At 67.0% G+C, this 19,388-nt stretch carries 13 protein-coding genes and 3 pseudogenes; 11 read left to right on the forward strand and 5 right to left on the reverse strand.

Annotation, left to right across the window (positions count from 1 at the left end; all coding sequences use genetic code 11):
• Window positions 1-207: 207 nt before the first annotated feature.
• Together ACWBNA_RS39385 and ACWBNA_RS39390 are read left to right on the forward strand one after the other, a co-directional pair.
• Complete coding sequence (locus tag ACWBNA_RS39385; RefSeq protein ID WP_482709366.1) at window positions 208-2,232, forward strand: ATP-dependent nuclease; 2,025 nt, start codon at window positions 208-210, stop codon at window positions 2,230-2,232.
• Window positions 2,229-3,860, forward strand: coding sequence for a UvrD-helicase domain-containing protein (locus ACWBNA_RS39390; protein ID WP_482709367.1), 1,632 nt, complete (start codon window positions 2,229-2,231; stop codon window positions 3,858-3,860). Before ACWBNA_RS39385 ends, ACWBNA_RS39390 begins: the two co-directional genes overlap by 4 nt.
• 601 nt (window positions 3,861-4,461) lie before the next feature.
• Here the strand turns inward: ACWBNA_RS39390 and ACWBNA_RS39395 are convergent.
• From ACWBNA_RS39395 to ACWBNA_RS39415, 5 genes and pseudogenes are all read right to left on the reverse strand, one after another.
• Complete coding sequence (locus tag ACWBNA_RS39395; RefSeq protein WP_482709368.1) at window positions 4,462-5,622, reverse strand: hypothetical protein; 1,161 nt, start codon at window positions 5,620-5,622, stop codon at window positions 4,462-4,464.
• 99 nt (window positions 5,623-5,721) lie between these two features.
• A pseudogene (locus ACWBNA_RS39400) lies at window positions 5,722-5,913 on the reverse strand (integrase core domain-containing protein); the annotation flags it as partial.
• A 76-nt stretch (window positions 5,914-5,989) separates the two neighbouring features.
• The gene (locus ACWBNA_RS39405; protein WP_482709369.1) at window positions 5,990-7,060 is read right to left on the reverse strand and encodes an integrase core domain-containing protein; all 1,071 of its coding nucleotides are present in this window, start codon (window positions 7,058-7,060) and stop codon (window positions 5,990-5,992) included.
• A gap of 257 nt (window positions 7,061-7,317) precedes the next feature.
• Window positions 7,318-10,674, reverse strand: coding sequence for an alpha-L-rhamnosidase-related protein (locus ACWBNA_RS39410; protein ID WP_482709370.1), 3,357 nt, complete (start codon window positions 10,672-10,674; stop codon window positions 7,318-7,320).
• A gap of 518 nt (window positions 10,675-11,192) precedes the next feature.
• Window positions 11,193-11,968 (reverse strand): annotated as a pseudogene (locus ACWBNA_RS39415) (MmyB family transcriptional regulator).
• 445 nt (window positions 11,969-12,413) lie between these two features.
• On the opposite strand from ACWBNA_RS39415, the gene ACWBNA_RS39420 reads away from it, so the two are divergent.
• From ACWBNA_RS39420 to ACWBNA_RS39460, 9 genes and pseudogenes are all read left to right on the forward strand, one after another.
• The gene (locus ACWBNA_RS39420; protein WP_284434739.1) at window positions 12,414-12,746 is read left to right on the forward strand and encodes a carboxymuconolactone decarboxylase family protein; all 333 of its coding nucleotides are present in this window, start codon (window positions 12,414-12,416) and stop codon (window positions 12,744-12,746) included.
• Between the two features lie 95 nt (window positions 12,747-12,841).
• Window positions 12,842-13,249, forward strand: a complete 408-nt coding sequence (locus tag ACWBNA_RS39425; protein WP_482709371.1) for a (R)-mandelonitrile lyase — start codon at window positions 12,842-12,844, stop codon at window positions 13,247-13,249.
• A 26-nt stretch (window positions 13,250-13,275) separates the two neighbouring features.
• The gene (locus ACWBNA_RS39430) at window positions 13,276-14,292 is read left to right on the forward strand and encodes a zinc-dependent alcohol dehydrogenase family protein (protein WP_482709372.1); all 1,017 of its coding nucleotides are present in this window, start codon (window positions 13,276-13,278) and stop codon (window positions 14,290-14,292) included.
• 114 nt (window positions 14,293-14,406) lie between these two features.
• Window positions 14,407-14,592: pseudogene (locus ACWBNA_RS39435) on the forward strand (nuclear transport factor 2 family protein); the annotation flags it as partial.
• Between the two features lie 37 nt (window positions 14,593-14,629).
• Complete coding sequence (locus tag ACWBNA_RS39440; protein WP_482709391.1) at window positions 14,630-14,830, forward strand: nuclear transport factor 2 family protein; 201 nt, start codon at window positions 14,630-14,632, stop codon at window positions 14,828-14,830.
• Between the two features lie 72 nt (window positions 14,831-14,902).
• Entirely contained in the window at window positions 14,903-16,294 is a 1,392-nt protein-coding gene (locus ACWBNA_RS39445; RefSeq protein ID WP_482709373.1) for an MFS transporter, read from the forward strand.
• A 26-nt stretch (window positions 16,295-16,320) separates the two neighbouring features.
• Window positions 16,321-16,692: a DUF2255 family protein gene (locus tag ACWBNA_RS39450; protein WP_482709374.1), complete on the forward strand. Its 372-nt coding sequence runs from the start codon at window positions 16,321-16,323 to the stop codon at window positions 16,690-16,692.
• Window positions 16,693-16,759: 67 nt separating this feature from the next.
• Window positions 16,760-18,346 (forward strand): Na+/H+ antiporter, encoded by a 1,587-nt coding sequence (locus ACWBNA_RS39455; protein WP_482709375.1) that lies wholly within the window; start codon window positions 16,760-16,762, stop codon window positions 18,344-18,346.
• A 57-nt stretch (window positions 18,347-18,403) separates the two neighbouring features.
• A complete protein-coding gene (locus tag ACWBNA_RS39460) occupies window positions 18,404-19,363 on the forward strand; it encodes an amidohydrolase family protein (protein WP_482709376.1) in 960 nt (319 codons plus the stop codon).
• Window positions 19,364-19,388 lie beyond the last annotated feature (25 nt).

Genomic DNA, 19,388 nt, shown 5'->3' on the forward strand with positions numbered 1-19,388 from the left:
GGTCGGCCGCATAACATCCGGCAGGCTCCCCACCACATTTGCCAGACGCCGCCCGGCGGTGGGCCTGTTGTTCCCCGAGCGGTCCACCTCTTGACCAAAAACTCCCCCGAGCAGCTTTTCGTAACACATACTGCTTGTCGCCTCACGTGCCACAGGTTGTACGGCGTGGTGATGGCACGGATTCCGTCGGGCTGCTCCGGGAGCACCATGCACGTCACCCACGCCAAAGTGGCTAACTTCCGCGCTTTACGTGACGCGGAGATCCAGATCGACGCGTCGACGACACTGGTCGTGGGCCGGAACAACAGCGGCAAGACATCATTCGTCAATCTGTTCGAGAAATTCTTCAGCCCGAGCGACGATGTCAAGTTCGTCCTTGAGGACTTCACCACGAGTCGCATTGCCGACCTGGAGCACGCTCGCCGACAGTTCACCGATGCCGCGCAGCTGGACACTGCGGGCGACCAAGAGGCCGCTGGAGCCCTGCGGAGCAAGGCGCTTGAGCTGGTGCCGGCCATTCGTCTCGCGATCACGGTCGAATACGACGAGGAGGATGATCTCGCCCCCATCAGCGCTGCGATCCTCGATCTCGACGAGACCTGCCGTAGTGTCCGCATCGTTGCCACGCTGGCTGCCGGCGACCCGGTGAAGCTCCTTGCGGACTTCAGCGAAGCTGCTCGCCGAGCTGGGAGCCAGTTCGACAGCTACAAGTGGCTGCGTCGGAAGTTCAACGAGTACTTCACGGCGACGTACCGTGCGGTGAGCCCCGTCGATGACTCGGTCAGCCGTGAACTCAAACCGGCTGCCGCGCGGTCGATACTCGCCGTCCGCTTCATCTACGCGCAGAACAAGTTCGACGACACTCCTGCGGACAAGACCCGGACCCTGTCGAAGACGTTCGAGGCTTACTACCGGGCCTCAAGCAGTGATGACAACCGTGGCCAGAATGTCGATCGGATCGAAGAGGCGCTCGCGCTGGCGTCGAAGGAACTGGACTCCAACTACGACGAACTCTTCGAGCCGTTCCTCGACGACCTGAGTCGCTTCGGCCTGGAGCTGATGTCTCCACTGCATCCGCCCCGGATCGTCGCTCTGATCGAGGGCGCTGCCGTCCTGCGTGGGAGCACCCGGATCCAGTACCCCTCCGGGGACGATCAGTACCCGCTGCCTGAAGGCCACAACGGCCTCGGCTACAGCAAGCTCATCTTCACTATTTTGCAGATCAGGGGCTTCATCGAGAGCTGCAGCAAGGCCAGCCCCCAGCCTGCGCTGCAGATCCTCTTCATCGAGGAACCTGAGGCCCACCTGCATCCGCAGATGCAGGAGACGTTCATCAAGAACATCGAGGAGTACATCCGGAGCAAGACCTTCCGGAAGGTGCAGGTCGTCATCACCACGCACTCTTCCCACATGGTCGCCAGGAGCGGCTTCTCGAAGATCCGCTACTTCGACGCCGCAGAGCATCACGTCACCATCAAGGACATGTCCACGTTCCAGGCCAGCGTCAAGAAGAGGAGCGACGGCAGAGAGACTCTGCGGTTCCTGGAGCAGTACATGGAACTGCACCGCTGCGACATGTTCTTCGCAGACAAGATCATCCTCATCGAGGGGACGGCCGAACGTCTCCTCCTGCCGAAGATGATCGCCCGTTGCGCAGCGCGTCTGCAACGCCAGTACGTCTCGGTCATCGAAGTGGGCGACGCCTACGCGGTCCGCTTCCGCAGCCTGCTGGAGTTCCTCAACGTCAAGACCCTCATCATCACGGACATCGACTCCGTCGACCCATCCCATAAGAAGCGCCTCGGCTGTCATCCTGCCACCCCGGGTGCCTGCACCTCCAACTCCACCCTGAAGCACTGGCTTCCGGGCAAGGAAGTCATCGCCGACCTGCTCTCCACACCAGACGAAGACAAGCTGAGCAAGAACGTTCGAGTCGCCTATCAGGTGCCCGAACAGCCAGGCGGATCCTTCGGCCGCAGCTTCGAGGACGCCTTCATCATCGCCAACGCCCTTGTCCTCGCCGAAAACATCTCCGGCCTCGCGCTGAAGGGGCACTTCGACCGCACTGTGGGCGAGCACCCCAGCGAGGCAGCAATCGCGACGCAGGCTTACCAGATCGCGGAGAACCTCCGTGACCACAAGACAGACTTCGCCTTCGACGCCATGCTTCTGGACGGCTGGAAGGTGCCCCGGTACATCGACGAGGGCCTGCAGTGGCTGACACTCCCGTGAAGACAACGATCGACAAGGTCATCGGTGAACTGGAAGCACGGCGTAGCTTCCTGGTGGAGGCCGGTGCCGGCGCTGGCAAAACGACGACACTGGTCGAGGCCCTGGAGCACAGCCTCCGCAGCCAAGGTACGGAATTGGCGAGCAAGGGCCGTCGCATCGCATGCATCACCTTCACCAACGTGGCCAAACGCAAGATCACCGACCGGATCCACGACAACCCGCTCGTGACGGTCGCAACCATCCATGAGTTTCTCTGGGAGATCATCAAGGGCTTCGGAGCCGAGCTGTGGCAGCAGATCCTTGAATATAACGATGCTCTGCCGACACCCGAAGATCTCAGCGAGCTCACCAGCCCTCTGCCGCCTGTCCAGTACGTCGACCGGCGACGGCGCCTGGACCGGGGGGAGATATCCCACGACGAGGTCATCGACCTCGCGCTGCGCATGGTGACCCACCATCCCAAACTCACGCGTCTCATCGCCGACTGCTACCCCGTCGTCTTCGTCGATGAGTACCAGGACACCTCCCCCAAGACGATCCGCCTGCTGCTCGACCACCTTGCCGGGGCCGGCCGCCAGTCCTGCGTCGTTGGACTGTTCGGCGACTCCATGCAGAAGATCTACGCCACGGGGCAGGGCGCCGTTGTTCACTCCAAGCTGACCGTCATCACCAAGCACGAGAACTACCGCTGCTCTCCCCCGGTCGTCGCCGTTCTCAACAAGATCCGTCCCGAGCTGCAGCAGGAAGCGGTAGGCGGGCACACAGACGGGGAAGTACACCTCTTCCTCAACTCCACCCTGCCCACTGGCCAGGCACGCCTGGATGCGGCTCGCCAGCACCTCGCCGAACTGGGCTGGAGCGACGACACCACCAGCTACCTGATGCTCACCCACCGAGGGATCGCGGGAGCCCTGTCCTACGGTGCCCTTCTGCAGCAGTACCAGATCCTCGGCTCTCGAGGTCGCGACAAGCTTTTGGACAACGACGAGCCGTACATCGAATATTTCAGCCGGGTCGAAGCCCTCTGTCGTGCCTTCCACGCGCTCGACTACGCAGAACTCACAAGCCTTTTGGTGGCAGGACGGACCACCATCACAAGTCACACTGACAAGCAGCGGATCGCAGCCGACATCAGACAACTGACGACGGTGCGAGAGTCCGGAACAATCGGTGACGTACTCGACCACATGGCTCGCCAGCACCTTCTGTCAGTGCCCCGCAAGCTCAGCGACCTCGAACGCCGACGGAAGTCTGAAAACCTCGAAGGCTACGACGCAAAACTGGCCGAATTCTCCAACGCCCTGCGGGAAGTCCCTTACAAGGAAGTCATCCGCTTCATCGAGTACCGCGAGCAGCTCACCCCGTTCCACACCCAGCATGGAGTCAAGGGCGACGAGTTCGACAACGTCATCGTGATCATCGACGACGGGTCGTGGACCCAGTACAACATGGGCAAGATGCTCACCGGCCGTGACCTTGAGAAACGACTGGAGCGATCACGTAACCTCTTCTACGTCTCGTGCTCCAGAGCCCGCCGTGGCCTCGCGGTCGTCTTCCTCACCGACGTCCCCGACGAAGCCCTGCCCAACGCCTACGACTGGTTCGCGTCAGGCACCGTGCACCCTTGACGTGTTGCGGTGCGTTCCGGAATCCCCTGCGATCGCAATGGTTTCGGCAGTCCGTCGTGGACCCGGTGGCGATCGGCCTCCCGCTGGCGTTCGCGTTCAGCGGTGATCCGCAGCGGGACAAGTGGAATGTGCACTGCTGAGTTGATCAGCGGCGTGCTCGACGAGCCAGGCTGGCGGGTGACCGTGGAGATAGCGAGTCCCCACGACACCTGCTACGCGGATTCGAAGAGGCCGGAAGGCACTCCGACCGACCAATACGGCGAAGAGACCGACACCCCCACCTCCGAGGCCGAAGACGACACTGCGGACGGCAGGGACAGCGCACCCGACAGGAGCAAACGTCCCGGCTCTTGGTGCGGTGATCCTGGGTCGTACGGCTACACCAGCGCTGGAACCCGCATTCAGTGCCGATACGGCGCGGGTAGCGACTACCGGTGGCGTCGCGCCAATTGAGAAAGGTCGGAGTGTCAAAGCGGCCCCCGCCGAGGTCGATGGCCGGGGCCTTGCGCCGGGGACGTTCACCGATCACAGTCAGCGGAGGCTGGCATGAAGCATCGCCATGGCAACGAAAGACGACAGTGACGAGGCGTACGTGGCGTGTTCAGCGGCCACCGGCTGTAGAGCGGCTACCGGGGCCCTGGGCCGCCGCAAACTGGTGGGCCTCAGCCAGGATCCCGACAAGGGCAACCACCTGACCGGCAGCGAGACGGTGCACGCGCTCAAGTACTTGGGCATCGTCCAAGGAAGCGATCCAGGCGTGGAGGACATCTCGCCTCGGGCTGTCCGGTAGGGGCGCGAGAAGGTCAACCAGGCTTGCGCGCGAGACAGCGGCGCTGATTCTGGCGGTCGCACGGTCGGCTGCTGGCATGTGTCCTGCGCCGAGCAGGGCCTGGCGAGCGTCGTTGTGGCCAGTGGTGATGTCCAGTTGCGGAGGCAAGTTCGACACATCAGCCGCCCCGGTGACCAGGGTTGGAATGGCTACGGTGCGTACCCACTTCTCCAGAGCTCCCAACTCAGCTGCGGCGACGATCCAGGCCTCAGTGTGCGGGCGCTGCAGCGCAACCGTGGGGAACACGTTCAGGAAGATCCGCTCTCCCCGAGGAACGGTGGCCAGGACGCTGCCCTCTGTCAGGGCGATGCTGCGGCCGGCACCCGGATCCGGAGCAATCGCCACCTCAACGCCTTTGTCCGGGGTGTCGGGGTAGACGGCCCCGACACGCGTGGCGGCGAGGGCGGGCATGCGGTGCTTGGCCAAGTTGGTGTGCATCGCCAAGACCCGGAGTGGGTGATCATCGCTGTCCGTCTGCTGAAAGGGCTGCAACCGGCGGAGACGTTCAACCAGCGGTTCTCCGGCCACTAGCGGGGGGATGTCTGCCCGCCGTCGCCCTCGCAGCCACTGGTCGAAATCGCGCTCAGTCGCAGTCGCGGGGACCTCGATCCGGTGTGCCTCCTCCTTGGTCAGCGGCCTGCCGAGAAGGGACTCGACTTCGGCGTACAAGGTGTGCTCCAACGCTGCGCGGAGCTGTGTGAGGGCGTCGGCCACCAGACGTGGGATGGCGGCGGGCAGAGGTGCGATTGCCTTGACCACCATGTGCGACCGATCGTCTTCCGTGACTTCTCCCAAGGTGAGCGGACCTTGCTCGGAGTACGCGTGTATGAGACGGAGGGCCTGGTCGATGGTGTGGTCCACGTGGGCCAGGGTGTGGGTGACGTGGAGTTGATGATCAGGAAGCCAGGCGTAGGCGGCATCAGAGTGGCTCATGAGCAGAGCGTAGCCAGCCTCTGATCCGCCCGACGCTCGGATACCCGACGCTCGCTGGTTCGCTAACGTTGCGTTTGCCGAACACCTCCTCCATGCCGGTCAGGCGGCATGTTGATACTCGTGGAGGGTGCCGCCGAGTCGCGCCCGCCGTCGTATGTCCAGATGGGCGATTCAGTCCGGGTCCTCGATCGGAGCGGGCAGCGAGTGGAGAGGACGGGCATTCGCAAGACCCTGGTGCGGCCGGTGCTCGTTATAGAACGTCTCGAATTCGCGCAGGGCGCGCAGGAGATGGCTACGTACCCTGTTGGGTGCCAAAAGTCCCGCACATGCGTTGAGCTGGGCGTTCGCCAGACTGTCGTGATCTTCGTCAGGCTGTGTCGCGGTACTCGTGGATGAGTCCGCTGAGGACGTCGTGGCGCTGGATGTGTTGGGCAGGGAAGGGGATGACGTCCGGATCGTCAGCTGGTGCGCGAAGGTGCAGGGCCCGGTGCGGCCTTCCGGAGTTGTAGTGCTCGGCGTATTCGGCGAGGACACGCCGTGCGTGTTGCTCGTTGTAGATCAGCATCCGGTCGGTGCACTCGGCCCGCACGCTGCGGATGAACCTCTCCACGTGGGCGTTCATCCGCGGTGTCTGTGGCGCGCTCTTCAGGATCTCGATGCCGTCGGCGGTGAAGACGGCATCGAACGCCTGGGTGTAGCGGCTGTCGCGGTCGCGTAGCAGGTAGCGGAAGCCGGCGGCGCGGTCTGCGAGGTTGGCGAGGAGGTTCCTCGAGAGCTGGGTGGCCCAGGCTGCGGTCGGGTGGGCGGTGACGCCGAGGATGTGCACGGTGCGGGCGCCGACCTCCATGACCACGAAGGCGTACAGCCTGGTCAGCGCGGCGGTGTCCACGTGGAAGAAGTCGGCGGCGAGCAGACCGGAGGCCTGGGCGCGTACGAACTCGCGCCAGGTCGCAGCGCCGCTTCGTCTGGGTGCGGGGCCGAGGCCGGCGCTGCGCAGGATGCGTCGGATGGTGGAGGCGCCGACGCGGTGGCCCAGGCGCCGCAGCTCGCCCTGGATACGGGTTGAGCCCCAGGTCGGGTTCTCGCGGGCCAGGCGCAGGATCGGGGCGGTGAGTTCCTCGGAGATCGGCGGGCGGCCGGTCCGTGCGGGTTTCTGCTTCCATTTCCAGCGCAGTAGTCGCCGGTGCCAGGTGAGCAGGGTGCCGGGTGTGAACAGGCGGTGTCGGCGCAGCCGGGAGGGTAGGTGCCGGGCGAGGGCGGCGAGCACTGCGCGGTCCGGCCAGGTGAGGTGTGGCCGGACGCCGAGCTGGCGGCGCAGCACCGCGTTCTCGTGGCGCAGCGCGAGCAGCTCGGCGTCCTTGGTCTGCTGCGAGCGGGAGAGCAGCAGGAGCAGTCCGAGGAGTCGGAGGAAGACCAGGTAGAGCATGCGCAGCGCCATGGGGTCCGAGCTTGTCGTGATCGCCCGGAGTCGCAAAGTGCCTGGTCAGATGCTGTACGTCACTTCTGGAACCCTACAGGGTGCGTGCGTTCTGGAGCTGACCTCCCGGCAGAGCACCAGCTGCTCCCGGCACCTCAGTACGGCGGCCGTTGTGTGGCGAGGGCGATGTCGCCAGGGTCGTGCCACTTACAGTCCCCGCCTGGGCTGCCCGCCCGACACGCGGGTGCGCGTTGGGCGGGCAGCTGTGGCTTGACGTGCTACTTGATGCCGATTTCGGCCAGCTGCAGCCGGAACTGGATGGTCTCGTCAGAAGCCGGAGTGCCGAGTTTGGTTGCCCTCAGACGCAGGTACCGGCCGGTGGCGGAGGTGAGCGTGTAGGTCTGGGCGGATCCGCTCGGGTTGGCCTGGCCGGTGACGGTACGGACGGTGGTGTAGGTGCTGGATCCGTCGGCGCGGGTCTGCAACGCGAAGTCGACGGGGAAACCTGCTGTGCCCCCGCCGGCTCCGCCGGTGTCGGTGCGCGGGTAGAGGGTGACGGTGCCGATGGACCGGTCGGCACCGAGGTCGACCTCGATCCATACGGGTGTGGCGCTGACGTCGGCGGAGGGGAAGTTGATGCTGGTGAAGCCCTTGGCACCGGTGACGCTGGTGGTGGTGCCCTCGAGGATCCGGGTCTTGCCCCAATCGCTGTTCTCGAGTGTGCAGTTGGCCGAGACGGTCGTCGCGGCGGTCGGGACGGTGAGTTCGGCGAGTTGCAGGCGGAACTTGCTGCTCTCGTCGGACGCGGGCGCGCCGAGCTTCGTGGCCTGCAGGCGGACGTAGCGGGCGGTGGTGGTCTTGAAGCCGTATGTCTGCACCAGCCCCTGGGGGTTGGTCTGGCCGGTGACGGTGCGGACGGTGGTGTAGGTGCCGGCTCCGTCGGGGCGGGTCTGGATCGTGAAGTCGACGGGGAAGCCCGCGGTCCCGCCCCCGGCCGCGCCCGTGTCGGTGCGGGGGAAGAGGCGTACGGCGTCGAGGTCGGTGTCGGCTCCGAGGTCGATCTCCACCCAGACGGGGTTCGCGCTGACGTCGGCGGAGGTGAACTCGTTGCTGGTGTAGCCCTTTGCGCCACTGACGCTGGTGAGCTTGCCGTCGGTGAGCCGGTTCCTGCCCCAGCTGCTGTTCTCGAGGCTGTTGTTGCTGGTGACCGGTCGGCCGAGGGCGAGGTTGTCGAGGCGGCCGGTACCCGTCGCCGTGAACGTCCACGTGCCTGGCTGGACTTTGAAGTAGACGTACGAGGAATCCTTGCCGTCATAGCTCAGACCGCCGACGCTGCCCGTGGAAGAGCCTCCGGTGTAGACCGTCGTGCCGTTCGCCTTGATGACCGGCTGGGAACCGCCGTAGGTGGGCACGCCCACCCGAGCGGTCGTGCCGCTCGGCGAGGTGAGTGTCAGGGTGACCTGGGTTCCGTCGCGTGTGATCCCGAAGCGGATGTCGCCCTCGACGGTGGGCGTCACGGTGTTGATCTTGGTGAGTGTGCCGGTCTGCGGGATGACCTCGTACGTCTCCCAGCCCGACTTGGTGGGGCGGACGCCGGCGGCGTACGCGGACAGCGCGTACAGCGGGCCGCCGTTCCAGGCATGGTTGTCGGTACCGTCCGCCTTGACCCACAGCTCCCACAGTGTGTGACAGGCGGGGTCGGCGACCTGGGCCGCGTAGCGGTTGCGCATCCGCTCCTCGGCGACAGTGGCCGCACCCATCAGATACAGCGCCTCCAGGACGTAGAACTCCATGTAGGGGCTGGCGTTGAGGTGGGTGCGCAGCACGTTGGTGATCGCCGGGTAGTGGCTGGGGATGGCCAGGCCCGCGACCACGGCGAGGGCGTTGGCCCGGTCGTCGGTGTCGCCGGTGTAGCCGGGCGAGCGGTACTCGTTCTTCGTGGAGTTCCACAGCAGGGAGTCGAAGTTCGCCTTGATGCTGTCGCGCTGGGCCTGCCATCCGGCGACATCGCCGGTGTTGCCGCTGAGGGCCGCCAGCTTGGCGGCGGTGTCCAGGGCCAGGTAGTACCAGCAGTTGTCCAGGACCCGGGCGTCGATGTTGCTGCCCCAGTCCTCCCAGTCCCAGTCCCCGGCGCGGTGGGCCACCAGACCGTCGCTGCCCAGGCTCCACAGGTCCAGGTACTTCTTGACCGCCGGGTACGAGCCGGTGACGGCGTCCGCATTGCCGGTGTAGAGGTAGTAGGTCCCGAACGACCACACCGACGCGAGCATCTGGACGGGCAGTTCGGCGGTCCAGATGGTCGACGGCATCGGGGAGTAGAGCACGCCGCCGGGTTCCTGCCAGGACGTCAACTGGGAGATGGCCTTCTTGCCGAGCGCGTGCGAGCGGGTGTCGAAGGTGTAGAAGCCCTCCTTGAGCTGGTTGACCACATCGCCCCACCACTGGGAACGCTCGCGGGTCGGGCAGTCCATGTAGTTGTCCCGCATGTTGACGTACATGGTGCGGGCGGCCTTGCTCCACAGGGTGTCGAAGAAGGCGTCACTACTGGTGAACGATCCGTCGAAGTCGGTGTCGTACCCGCTCTCCCGGTACTTGAGGTCCACGATGGTGACACCCGCCGGGATGGTGTACTGCACGGCGGTGCCGCTCATCCAGCCCAGCGACTCGAATTCCTGGACCCCGCCGGTGCAGATGTAGGTGGAGCGGACGTTGTAGCCGCTGGCCTCGCCCACCAGGGCCAGGCCGTCGGCGTGGTGGTCGGTCTGGATGCCGATCACGGCGCCGGCCGGGGCGCTCACCTTCAGATACGGCGTGACCTGGAGGTTGGACGGCAGGGTGGCCGAGATGGCCGTGGAGCCCTGGCCGGTGGCCGGGAGCGAGGCGGCGTTGGTGTAGGACTTCAGGCCGGAGTACCGGAACTGCGGGACCGGCCGCTCGACGAGGCCGTTCCAGGGAGCGGCGCCGGCGGCGCCGAAGTCGGTGGGCGCGCTCCAGGCGCTGTCGTCGTAGCCGGATGACTGCCAGTCGGCCATGGCGGTGGCGTTGCGGGCGTCGTAGTAGACGTTGGACTCGGGCAGCCGGAAGTTGGCCTGGGTGCCGCTGGTGTTGTTCGAGTAGCCCGGGTGGACCGTGTGCTTCCAGCTCGTGTCGCTGACCAGGCGGCTGGTGGTGGAGCCGGTGGTGATGTCGGACTGGAACAGCAGACCGCCCTTGCCGCTGCTGCTGTGCGAGAAGCCCTGCTTGCCGAAGTACCACACCAGCAGCGCCACCGTGTTGGTGCCGCTGGTCAGGTACGGGGCGAGGTCGATCTCGTCGTAGTAGGTGTCCGTACGGTTCGGACCGCGCTTGAGCTGGCCCTCGAAGACCACGAGTGTGCCGTTGACCCACAGCCAGTACTTGGAGTCGGCCGCGATCTGGGTCACGGCTCTGGAGGGCGCGGAGCCCAGGGTGAACGATCTGCGGAAGGCCACCCACTGGTTCGTCATGCTCGTCGGCGCCCAGATCCACTTCGCGGTCCACGAGACCGCCGCGGACGCGACCGGTGCGAGCCCGGGCAGCATCACGGAACCCAGAGTGGGGGCCAGGGCAACGGCTATGGCCGAGCGCAGAACATTCCGGCGCGATACGTGGTGCATCGGGGGCTCCTACGGTAGACGTGCGGCGAGGGTGGCAACCGGGCTGACATTACTGAGGAGAGAGCAATTGCCGGTCGCGGAGTTTTGAAACGTTTCATTCGCGGTTTGCAGACGTGATCCTCGCGCCGGCGCAACGCGGTGTCAATGCCCGTGCAACCGGAGTTTTCACAGGCGGACCTTGCACACCTAGCCGCTCAGACGGAGCTTGAGCATCTGCAGCCAGGAGGCTCCGTTCGTGATGAGCCACACCTCACGGTCGTGAGCGAAGCACTCCACGGCCCTCGAAGCGTCGAGGAACGGCTGTTGAGTGACTGCGGAGTTCCGGTCTCAGTTCATGCCGCATCTCGCCCTCGGCCGCGCATGTGCGCCCGGCGGTCGTACGGAAGGCACACGCGCCACCGGTCGGTGCCACGAACCGCTCCGGCAGGAACGCGGTCCCGTCGGTGCCCTGACGGTATTCATCGCCAACTCCGCTCAGGACCAGGCACGACGGCGTAAGCCGTCTTCCCCCATCACGGTCAAGCTGTCGCGTCCCGGGCCGGCGTGTGCGGGTCCGCGGTCCACGACGCCAGGAAGAGAAGCCCGTCATGGGACGGGGTTTCGGGTTCGGCGGTCGCGGTCACCAGCTTCTGGGCGGGGTCGGCTGTGCAGGTCAGGCTGTCCCAGTCGAGGGTGAGGTCGCCGACGAGCGGGTGGCGCAGCCTCTTGGTGCCCATCCGCAGGCCGGTCATCTGACGGCCTGCCCACCACTGCCGGAAGTCGGCGTCGGCCACCGAGAGCTCGCCGACGAGTGCGGCCAGACCTGGGTCGCCAGGGTGCTTGGCAGCCTCCAGGCGCAGGTGGGCGACGCAGATCCGAGCGTTCGTCCGCCAGTCGAGGTACAGCTCCCGAAAGGCGGGGTCGGTGAAGAGCAGCCGTGCGTAGTTGCGCTTCTTCTCGGGGACCTGGTCGAAGTCGGTCAGCAGAGCGGCTGCCAAAGCGTTCCAGGCCAGGATGTCCAGGTGCCGGCCCAGAACGAGCGCGGGAGTCGCTGTCAGCTCGTCCAGGATGCGCCTGAGCCGTGGATGGACCTTCTGCGCCGGTCGGCGGCGCGGTTCACGCTTGCCGATCGCAGCCAGCTCGAACCGGTGTAGTGGTCGGAGCCGATGGCGGCGAGCAGGGCGACCTCTTCCCTACGCAGGCCCGGCACCCGACGGCCTCCGGTGTCGGGCAGACCGACGGTGCGCGGGCTCAACTCGGCCCTCCGCGCCTTGAGGAATTCTCCCAGCTCGTTCAGACGCGCGTCGCTGGTCATGACAGCCGGCTCGGTCTCCGGCAGGGGGGTAACGATTCCTCCCCTGGATAAGTGATTCCCAGGATGGAATTCTCCCCTTTGCGGGTTCCTGGGAAGGTGGCAGTGTCGATGGCGCGTCCGGCGATCAGAATCTTCCTGTCGCGAGCATTGACTCGAACAGGCGAAAAGTCCAACCCCTGGGAGAAATTACTTTCCGAATTCCGAACGTCACCGGGGTTCCGTATCTCCCCGTGACATGCGGCGGAGGCGAGTGATCGACGAGAGGACATCGGACCAGCTTCCGCAGGTGCCACGAGTACCACCGCAGTGCGCGAGGGCGGGCGAACACGCCTCCCCCGCCCTCGCCGAGCTCGCCTCGCTCTTCGGTGAGCGCCCCGACCAACCCCCGGTCGAAGGCCGGGCAGCCTGAATCCCCCCACACAACGCACGCAAGGAGCACCACCTCATGTCCGAACGGAAGAAGTTCGCGCCGCCGGCCATCCAGGAGTTCGCCCCCAAGCTCGCGGAGGTGACCGACACGGTCCTCTTCGGCGACATCTGGGAGCGGCCGGACCTGTCCCCCCGCGACCGCAGCCTGGTCACCGTCACCGCTCTCGCCGCCCTGTACCGAAACGACCAGCTCAGCTTCCACCTCGGCAAGGCACTGGAGAACGGCGTGACCAAGGACGAACTGGTCGAGGCCATCACCCATCTGGCCTTCTACGCCGGATGGCCCAACGCCATGACCGCGATGACCCAGCTCAAGGAGATCGTGGACAAGGCCGACCAGTCCGGCTGAGGCTCCTCCGCCCGCACGCACCCCACATCGCGGGCTCTCCCCCACACACCGCCGCACGGCCCGGCGGCAGCAGCACACCCGAGGGATGTCACACCATGGAACTGCTGAAGCAGCCTCCGACCATGAAACTTCCGGCCGAGTGGTTCACCGGCGACGCCTACGCCGACGTGATCCACCGCGGCGAGGAACCCTCCCGAATGCGGGCCAACATGGTCCGGTTCACTCCCGGCGCCCGCACCGCCTGGCACTCCCACGCCCTGGGCCAGACCCTCTACATCGTCGAGGGCATCGCCCTCGTGCAGTCCCGCGGCGGCGACATCATCGAGGCCCACCCCGGAGACGTCATCCACACACCCCCGGGTGAGGAGCACTGGCACGGTGCCGCGCCCGACCAGTTCATGGTCCACCTCGCTCTGTGGGAGACGGACGACACCACCTGGCTCGAACACGTCCCGGACGACGACTACAACGGCCCGCGCGTCAGTACCCGCACCCGTCCCTGACGCCACGACAGAGCTGAGAAGGCATCATGCGAGCAACCATCCTGCACGCACCCGGTGACATCCGGGTGGAGAACGCCCCAGAACCGAAGATCACGGCACCGACGGACGCGATCATCCGCACCGTCGCCACCTGCGTGTGCGGCTCCGACCTGTGGAGCTACCGGGGCATCAACCCGGTCCCCCAGCCGCAGCCGATCGGCCACGAGTACGTCGGCATCGTCGAAGAGGTCGGCAGCGACGTCTCGAGCGTCAGGCCGGGACAGTTCGTCATCGGCTCCTTCATCGCCTCCGACAACACCTGCCCGAACTGCCAGGCCGGCTACCAGACCAACTGTCAGCACCGTGACTTCCCCAACGGCTGCCAGGCCGAGTACATCCGCATCCCCCTCGCCGACGGCACCCTGGTCACCACCCCGGAACAGCCGACCGACGAACTGATCCCGGACCTGCTGACCCTCTCCGACGTCATGGGCACCGGCTGGTACGCCGCCAAAGCCGCCGAGGTGAAGCCCGGTTCGACCGCCGTGGTCGTCGGTGACGGCGCGGTCGGCCTGTCCGGCGTCATCGCCGCCAAGGAGCTGGGCGCCGAGCGCATCATCGCCATGAGCCGGCACGAATCCCGGCAGAAGCTGGCCCTGGAGTTCGGCGCCACCGACATCGTCACCGAACGCGGCGAGGAAGGCGTCGCCCGCGTCAAGGAACTGACGAACGGCATCGGCGCCGACTCCGTCCTCGAGTGCGTCGGCACCCAGGAGTCGATGCACCAGGCCCTGCAGTCCACCCGCCCCGGCGGCAACGTCGGCTTCGTCGGCATGCCGCATGACGTGCAGATCGACGGCCAGCAGCTCTTCTTCTCCCACGTCGGTCTGCGCGGCGGCCCCGCCCCCGTGCGCGCCTACCTTCCCGACCTGATCGACCGCGTCCTCAGCGGCCGTATCAACCCGGGCAAGGTCTTCGACCTCACCCTGCCCCTGGAACAGGCCGCCGAAGGCTACAAGGCCATGGACGAACGCCGCGCCATCAAGACGCTGCTGCGTCCCTGACCTGAAGCCTTTGGGGTGGTGGGCGCCCAATCAGCCGCGCCCACCACCCCCGGCACCACCGAGCACCAGCGGCCGCTTGCCGTCGCAGCCGCCGAGCAGAACGGACCGACAGTCATGACCAGCGAGGCGATCGCCACCGTCGAGGCGTACTTCGAGGCCTTCGGCACGCGCGACATGGAGCGCGTCCTCTCCCACTTCACACCCGACGCGACCTGGACGATCCCGGGCGATCCCGGCCTGACCCCCTGGGCCGGGAGCCGCACCGGACCGGAGGAGATCCGGCAGTCCCTCACCGCGTTCTTCCGCCGTCGAGCCACTCACCTTCGAGCTGGGGACCATGGTGGAGACCGACGGACGGGTCCTGGCACCGGGCCGGTACGCCTCCCGGTTCCATCCCTCGGGACAGGTACTCGAAAGCGAGATGATCCTGCGCTTCACCGTCGCCGACGGTCTGATCACCGACTACCGCGTCTTCGAGGACTCGCTCGGCATCACCCGCACCCACCTCGGTGAGCCGCTCACCACCACTCCCGCCTGACCACGGGTCTTCCGGCACCGTCCACGACAGCGGTGCCCGCCCCACGCCCTGCCCGGCCCCAGGAGTACCCGCATGTCCGCCCCGCCCGCCGCCTCCTCACCGACCGTCGATGGCGCCCCGCGCCGCGGTTCCGCCCCTGTCTTCGCGCTCTCGGCCGCTCTGCTCGGCTTCTTCGTCATCACCCTGGACGCCTCGGTCGTCAACGTCGCTCTGCCTGACATCCGCAGCGATCTCGGCGGTGACATGAGCGGCCTGCAGTGGGTGATGGACGGCTACACGCTGATGTTTGCGGCGCTGCTGCTGTCCGCGGGGTCCCTGAGCGACCGGGCCGGCGCACGGCGTGCCTTCGGGATCGGTCTGGCGGTGTTCGTGGCCTCCTCGACGGCCTGCGGCCTGGCACCCGACCTGGTGACCCTGGTCATCGCCCGCATGGTGCAGGGATTGGGGGCGGCGACGATGACACCGTCGTCCCTGGCGCTGATCCGCGAGGCCTACGACGACCCGGTCAAGCGGGGCCGGGCGATCGCGCTGTGGACCATCGGCGGCGCCGTGGCCGCGGCCGCCGGCCCCGTCGCGGGCGGTTCGCTGGCCCTGGTCAGCTGGCGAATGATCTTTTTCATCAACCTGCCGGTCGGTCTGGTCGCGCTGTTGCTGCTGCTGCGCGTGGCGCACTCGCCGCGACGTGACGTGCCGTTCGACTGGATCGGGCAGATCGCGGCGGTACTGGCCATGGGCGCGCTGACCTTCGGGGTGATCGAGGCCGGCGCCGAGGGTCTCGGCGGGCCCCGAGTGCTCGTGTCGCTGGCGATCACCGTCCTGGCGCTGGTCGTCTTCGTCGCCGCTCAGGCTCGCGGAAAGCAGCCGATGGTTCCGCTGGACCTGTTCCGCTCCCGCACCGTGGTGATCGCCTCGGGTACCGGCTTCGCGTTCATAGGCGGCTTCCAGGGAATGGTGTTCGTCTACAGCCTCTACTACCAGCAGCAGCGCGGGCTGTCCTCCTTGGCCACGGGGCTGGCCTTCGTGCCGATGACCGTCCTGTCCGCCTTCGTCAGCGTGCTCGCTGCCAGGCTGGCCGAGAGGTTCGGCCCCCGCGTTCCCATCGTCGGCGGCATGCTCCTCATGGGCACCGGCACGACAACGCTGGCCTTCCTGCCCGCATCCACCCCCGTGTGGGCGCTGTCCCTCGTGATGATCCCGGTGGGCATCTGCGGCCCGCTGGCCATGGCTCCGACCACGGCGGTCCTCCTGGAAAGCGTTCCCGCCCACCGCGCAGGCGTGGCCAGCGGCGTGTTCAACACCAGCCGCCAACTGGGCGGAGCGCTGGCCGTCGCCGTGTTCGGCGCCCTGTTGGCGGCACGCGACGGCATCTTGTACGGCCTGCGCGAAAGCCTGGCCATCACCGCGGTGATGGCCTTCGTCAGCGCCGCCGCGAATCTCTTCCTTAGGCCAGCCCCACAGCCTTGACGCGCTTTCAGAACGGAGAAACACCGATGACGACATGGACGAGCGACGAACTCGACCACATCGCCGAGGCCGACGAGTTGCAGATGGCGCCGCTCCGCGACAACGGCACCCTCCGCAAGCCGGTACCGATCTGGGTCGTCCGCGACGGTGACGACCTGTACGTCCGTTCCTTCCGCGGTACGGACGGCGCCTGGTGGCGTACCGCGCGGGCCAGCCACGCGGGACACGTCCGCTCCGGCGGGGTCGACAAGGACGTCACCTTCTTCGAGGTGCCGGACCCCGCGACCAACGACCGCGTCGACGCCGCGTACCGCAGCAAGTACGGCCGTTTCGGCGGAGCGTACGTCGATCCCATGGTGGCGGCACGTTCCACGACCCTGCGGCTGGTACCCAGATGACCATGACGATCCCGGTGGAAGCCGCCGAGCCGCCGCTGTCAGCCAGTCCCGCACAGGAGCAAGTGTCATGATCGGTCTCGAACTCGTCGTCGTCCTGGGTGCGGCCGTGCTGGTGGGCAACGTCCTGGGGCAGCGCTTCCGTGTCGCGCCGCCCATCGTGCTCCTGGTCGTGGGTGCCCTCATCGGCCTCGTCCCGGCCGTCCGGCAGACCCAACTCCCGCCCGAAGTCGTGTTGTTGCTCTTCCTTCCGGTGCTGCTGTACTGGGAGAGCCTGACCACGTCGATGCGGGAGATCCGCTCGAACCTGCGCGGCATCGTCCTGCTCAGCACGGTCCTGGTGATCCTCACCGCAGGCGCCGTGGCGGTCGCCGGGCACGCGCTCGGACTGCCGTGGGGACCGGCGTGGGCCCTGGGCGCGGCCGTGGCTCCCACCGACGCCACAGCGGTCAGCGCCCTGGCCGGCTCCCTGCCGCGCCGTCAAGTCACCGTGCTCCGAGCGGAAAGCCTCGTCAACGACGGCACCGCACTGGTCATCTACGGCCTGGCGGTCGGTATCACCGTCGGCGAGGAGCACCTCACCCTGCCACACGTCGGAGCGCTGTTCCTGCTGGCCTACGGCGGCGGGGCCGCGGTCGGCGTGGCGGTCGCCTGGATCAACATGAACCTGCGGCGCCGCCTGGACGATCCTCTGCTCGGCAACCTCGTCATGATCCTGGCCCCGTTCACGGCATATCTGCTCGCCGAGCTGATTCACGCCTCCGGTGTCCTGGCGGTCGTCGTGAGCGGACTGATCATGGCCCAGGTGGCGCCGAGCCTCATCCGCGCCGAGCACCGCCGCCAGGCACTGGCCTTCTGGCCCCTGGCCACGTTCATCATCAACGGCGCCCTGTTCGTCCTGGTCGGAGTGGAACTGCAGTACGCACTGCGCCACCTGAGCCGGTCCGACCTCCAACATGCCCTGATCGCGATCGGGGCAGTCAGCGTGGTCCTGGTCGCGGTCCGGTTCGCGTTCCTGTTCTCCTCCGCCTATCTGATCCGCGCGATCGACCGGCGCCCCGAGCAGCGCCTGCGGAGAATGAGCGACCGGGCGCGAGTGGTCAGCGGCTTGGCGGGCTTCCGGGGCGCGGTGTCGCTCGCGGTGGCGCTCTCGGTGCCGGAGACCCTCGACTCCGGCGCGCCCTTTCCCGACCGTGCCTTCATCGTCTTCGTCACCTCCGGCGTCATCGTGGTGACCCTCGTGGTGCAGGGGCTGCTGCTGCCGGGCGTGGTGCGCTGGGCCCGGCAGCCACGCGACACCTCTGTCGACGAGGAGCAGGTCCTGGCCGAGACGGCGGCAAACGAGGAAGCCATCAAGGCGCTGCCCCGGCTCGCCGCCGAACAGGGCACCGCTCCGAAGGTCGTGGAGTGGCTGCGCCAGGAGTACGAGGCCAACCTGGCGACCGTACGGGCAAGGGGCGCGGGCACCGACGACGATCCCGCCCTGCTCCACAACCGCCACTACACCGACCTCCGCCTCGCCCTCATCGCCACGAAGCGTGCGACCGTCGTCCGCCTGCGCGACGAGTCGCAGATCGACGACACCGTGCTACGCCATCTCCAGGCAGCCCTGGACAACGAAGAGGTCCGGTTGGCCGGAGGCGAGCAGGTGGAGTAGGCCGCTTGCGGTATGTGCCCTAACGACGCGAGCCCCACGAGAAGGAATCCCGCTGTCATGTCCTCCGGCCTCATCGATGTCCACGCCCACCTCCTGCCCGACTTCTACGTCCAGCAGGCGACGGCGGCCGGCCATGCCCACCCCGACGGCATGGGCGGCTGGCCCTCATGGTCCGTACAAGCCCACCTCGACCTGATGGACCGCAACAGCATCGACACCGCGATGCTCTCCATGTCCTCCCCCGGCGTGCACTTCGGCGACGACAAGGCGGCCCGCCTCCTGGCCCGGCGCGTCAACGAATACACCGCCGAACTGACCCGGAACCACCCGGGCCGCTTCGGCAACTTCGTGTCACTGCCCCTGCCGGACGTCGACGGCACACTGGAGGAGATCGCCTTCGCCTTCGACGAACTCGGCGCCGACGGCGTGGCCCTGATGACGCACACCCACGGGGTGTACCTGGGCGACCAGCGCCTCAACCCGGTCTTCGCGGAACTCGACCGCCGCCGCGCCGTGGTCTTCCTGCACCCCACCTCACCCGCATGCTGGGAACAGTCCGCACTCGGCCGACCGCGGCCGATGGTCGAGTACATCTTCGACACCGCCCGCACCGTCACCGACATGGTGATGGCAGGCGTCCTGACACGTCACCCGAACATGCGGGTGATCGTCCCGCACTGCGGCGGCGCGATTCCCGTCCTGGCCGACCGCATCAACGAATTCATGAACCTGTTCCTGCCTTCGCAGAAGTCACCCTCCCCCGATGCCGTCGAGCAACTCCGCGGCCTCTACTACGACATGGCAGGCACAGCCTTCCCACGCCAGGTCCCCGCACTGCTGAACCTCGTCGACCCTGACCGCGTGCTCTTCGGCAGCGACTACTGCTGGACGCCCGCGCCGCTGGCCGACGCCCACATCGCGGCGATCGACGCGGCCGAACCACCGACGCAGGACACGACATGGCGATCACTCACGACAGCCAACGCCCAGCGCCTGTTCCCGCTGACGGCGCGGTGAACCGCAGTAAGCGGGCCCTCAGCGC

Source organism: Streptomyces sp. Q2, from assembly GCF_056820935.1.

Coding starts and splice junctions, on each gene's coding strand:
- ACWBNA_RS39385 (WP_482709366.1), top strand. CDS start 208: ATGCACGTCACCCACGCCAAAGTGGCTAACTTCCGCGCTTTACGTGAC.
- ACWBNA_RS39395 (WP_482709368.1), bottom strand. CDS start 5,622: ATGAGCCACTCTGATGCCGCCTACGCCTGGCTTCCTGATCATCAACTC.
- ACWBNA_RS39405 (WP_482709369.1), bottom strand. CDS start 7,060: ATGGCGCTGCGCATGCTCTACCTGGTCTTCCTCCGACTCCTCGGACTG.
- ACWBNA_RS39410 (WP_482709370.1), bottom strand. CDS start 10,674: ATGCACCACGTATCGCGCCGGAATGTTCTGCGCTCGGCCATAGCCGTT.
- ACWBNA_RS39420 (WP_284434739.1), top strand. CDS start 12,414: ATGTCCGAACGGAAGAAGTTCGCGCCGCCGGCCATCCAGGAGTTCGCC.
- ACWBNA_RS39425 (WP_482709371.1), top strand. CDS start 12,842: ATGGAACTGCTGAAGCAGCCTCCGACCATGAAACTTCCGGCCGAGTGG.
- ACWBNA_RS39430 (WP_482709372.1), top strand. CDS start 13,276: ATGCGAGCAACCATCCTGCACGCACCCGGTGACATCCGGGTGGAGAAC.
- ACWBNA_RS39440 (WP_482709391.1), top strand. CDS start 14,630: ATGGTGGAGACCGACGGACGGGTCCTGGCACCGGGCCGGTACGCCTCC.
- ACWBNA_RS39445 (WP_482709373.1), top strand. CDS start 14,903: ATGTCCGCCCCGCCCGCCGCCTCCTCACCGACCGTCGATGGCGCCCCG.
- ACWBNA_RS39450 (WP_482709374.1), top strand. CDS start 16,321: ATGACGACATGGACGAGCGACGAACTCGACCACATCGCCGAGGCCGAC.
- ACWBNA_RS39455 (WP_482709375.1), top strand. CDS start 16,760: ATGATCGGTCTCGAACTCGTCGTCGTCCTGGGTGCGGCCGTGCTGGTG.
- ACWBNA_RS39460 (WP_482709376.1), top strand. CDS start 18,404: ATGTCCTCCGGCCTCATCGATGTCCACGCCCACCTCCTGCCCGACTTC.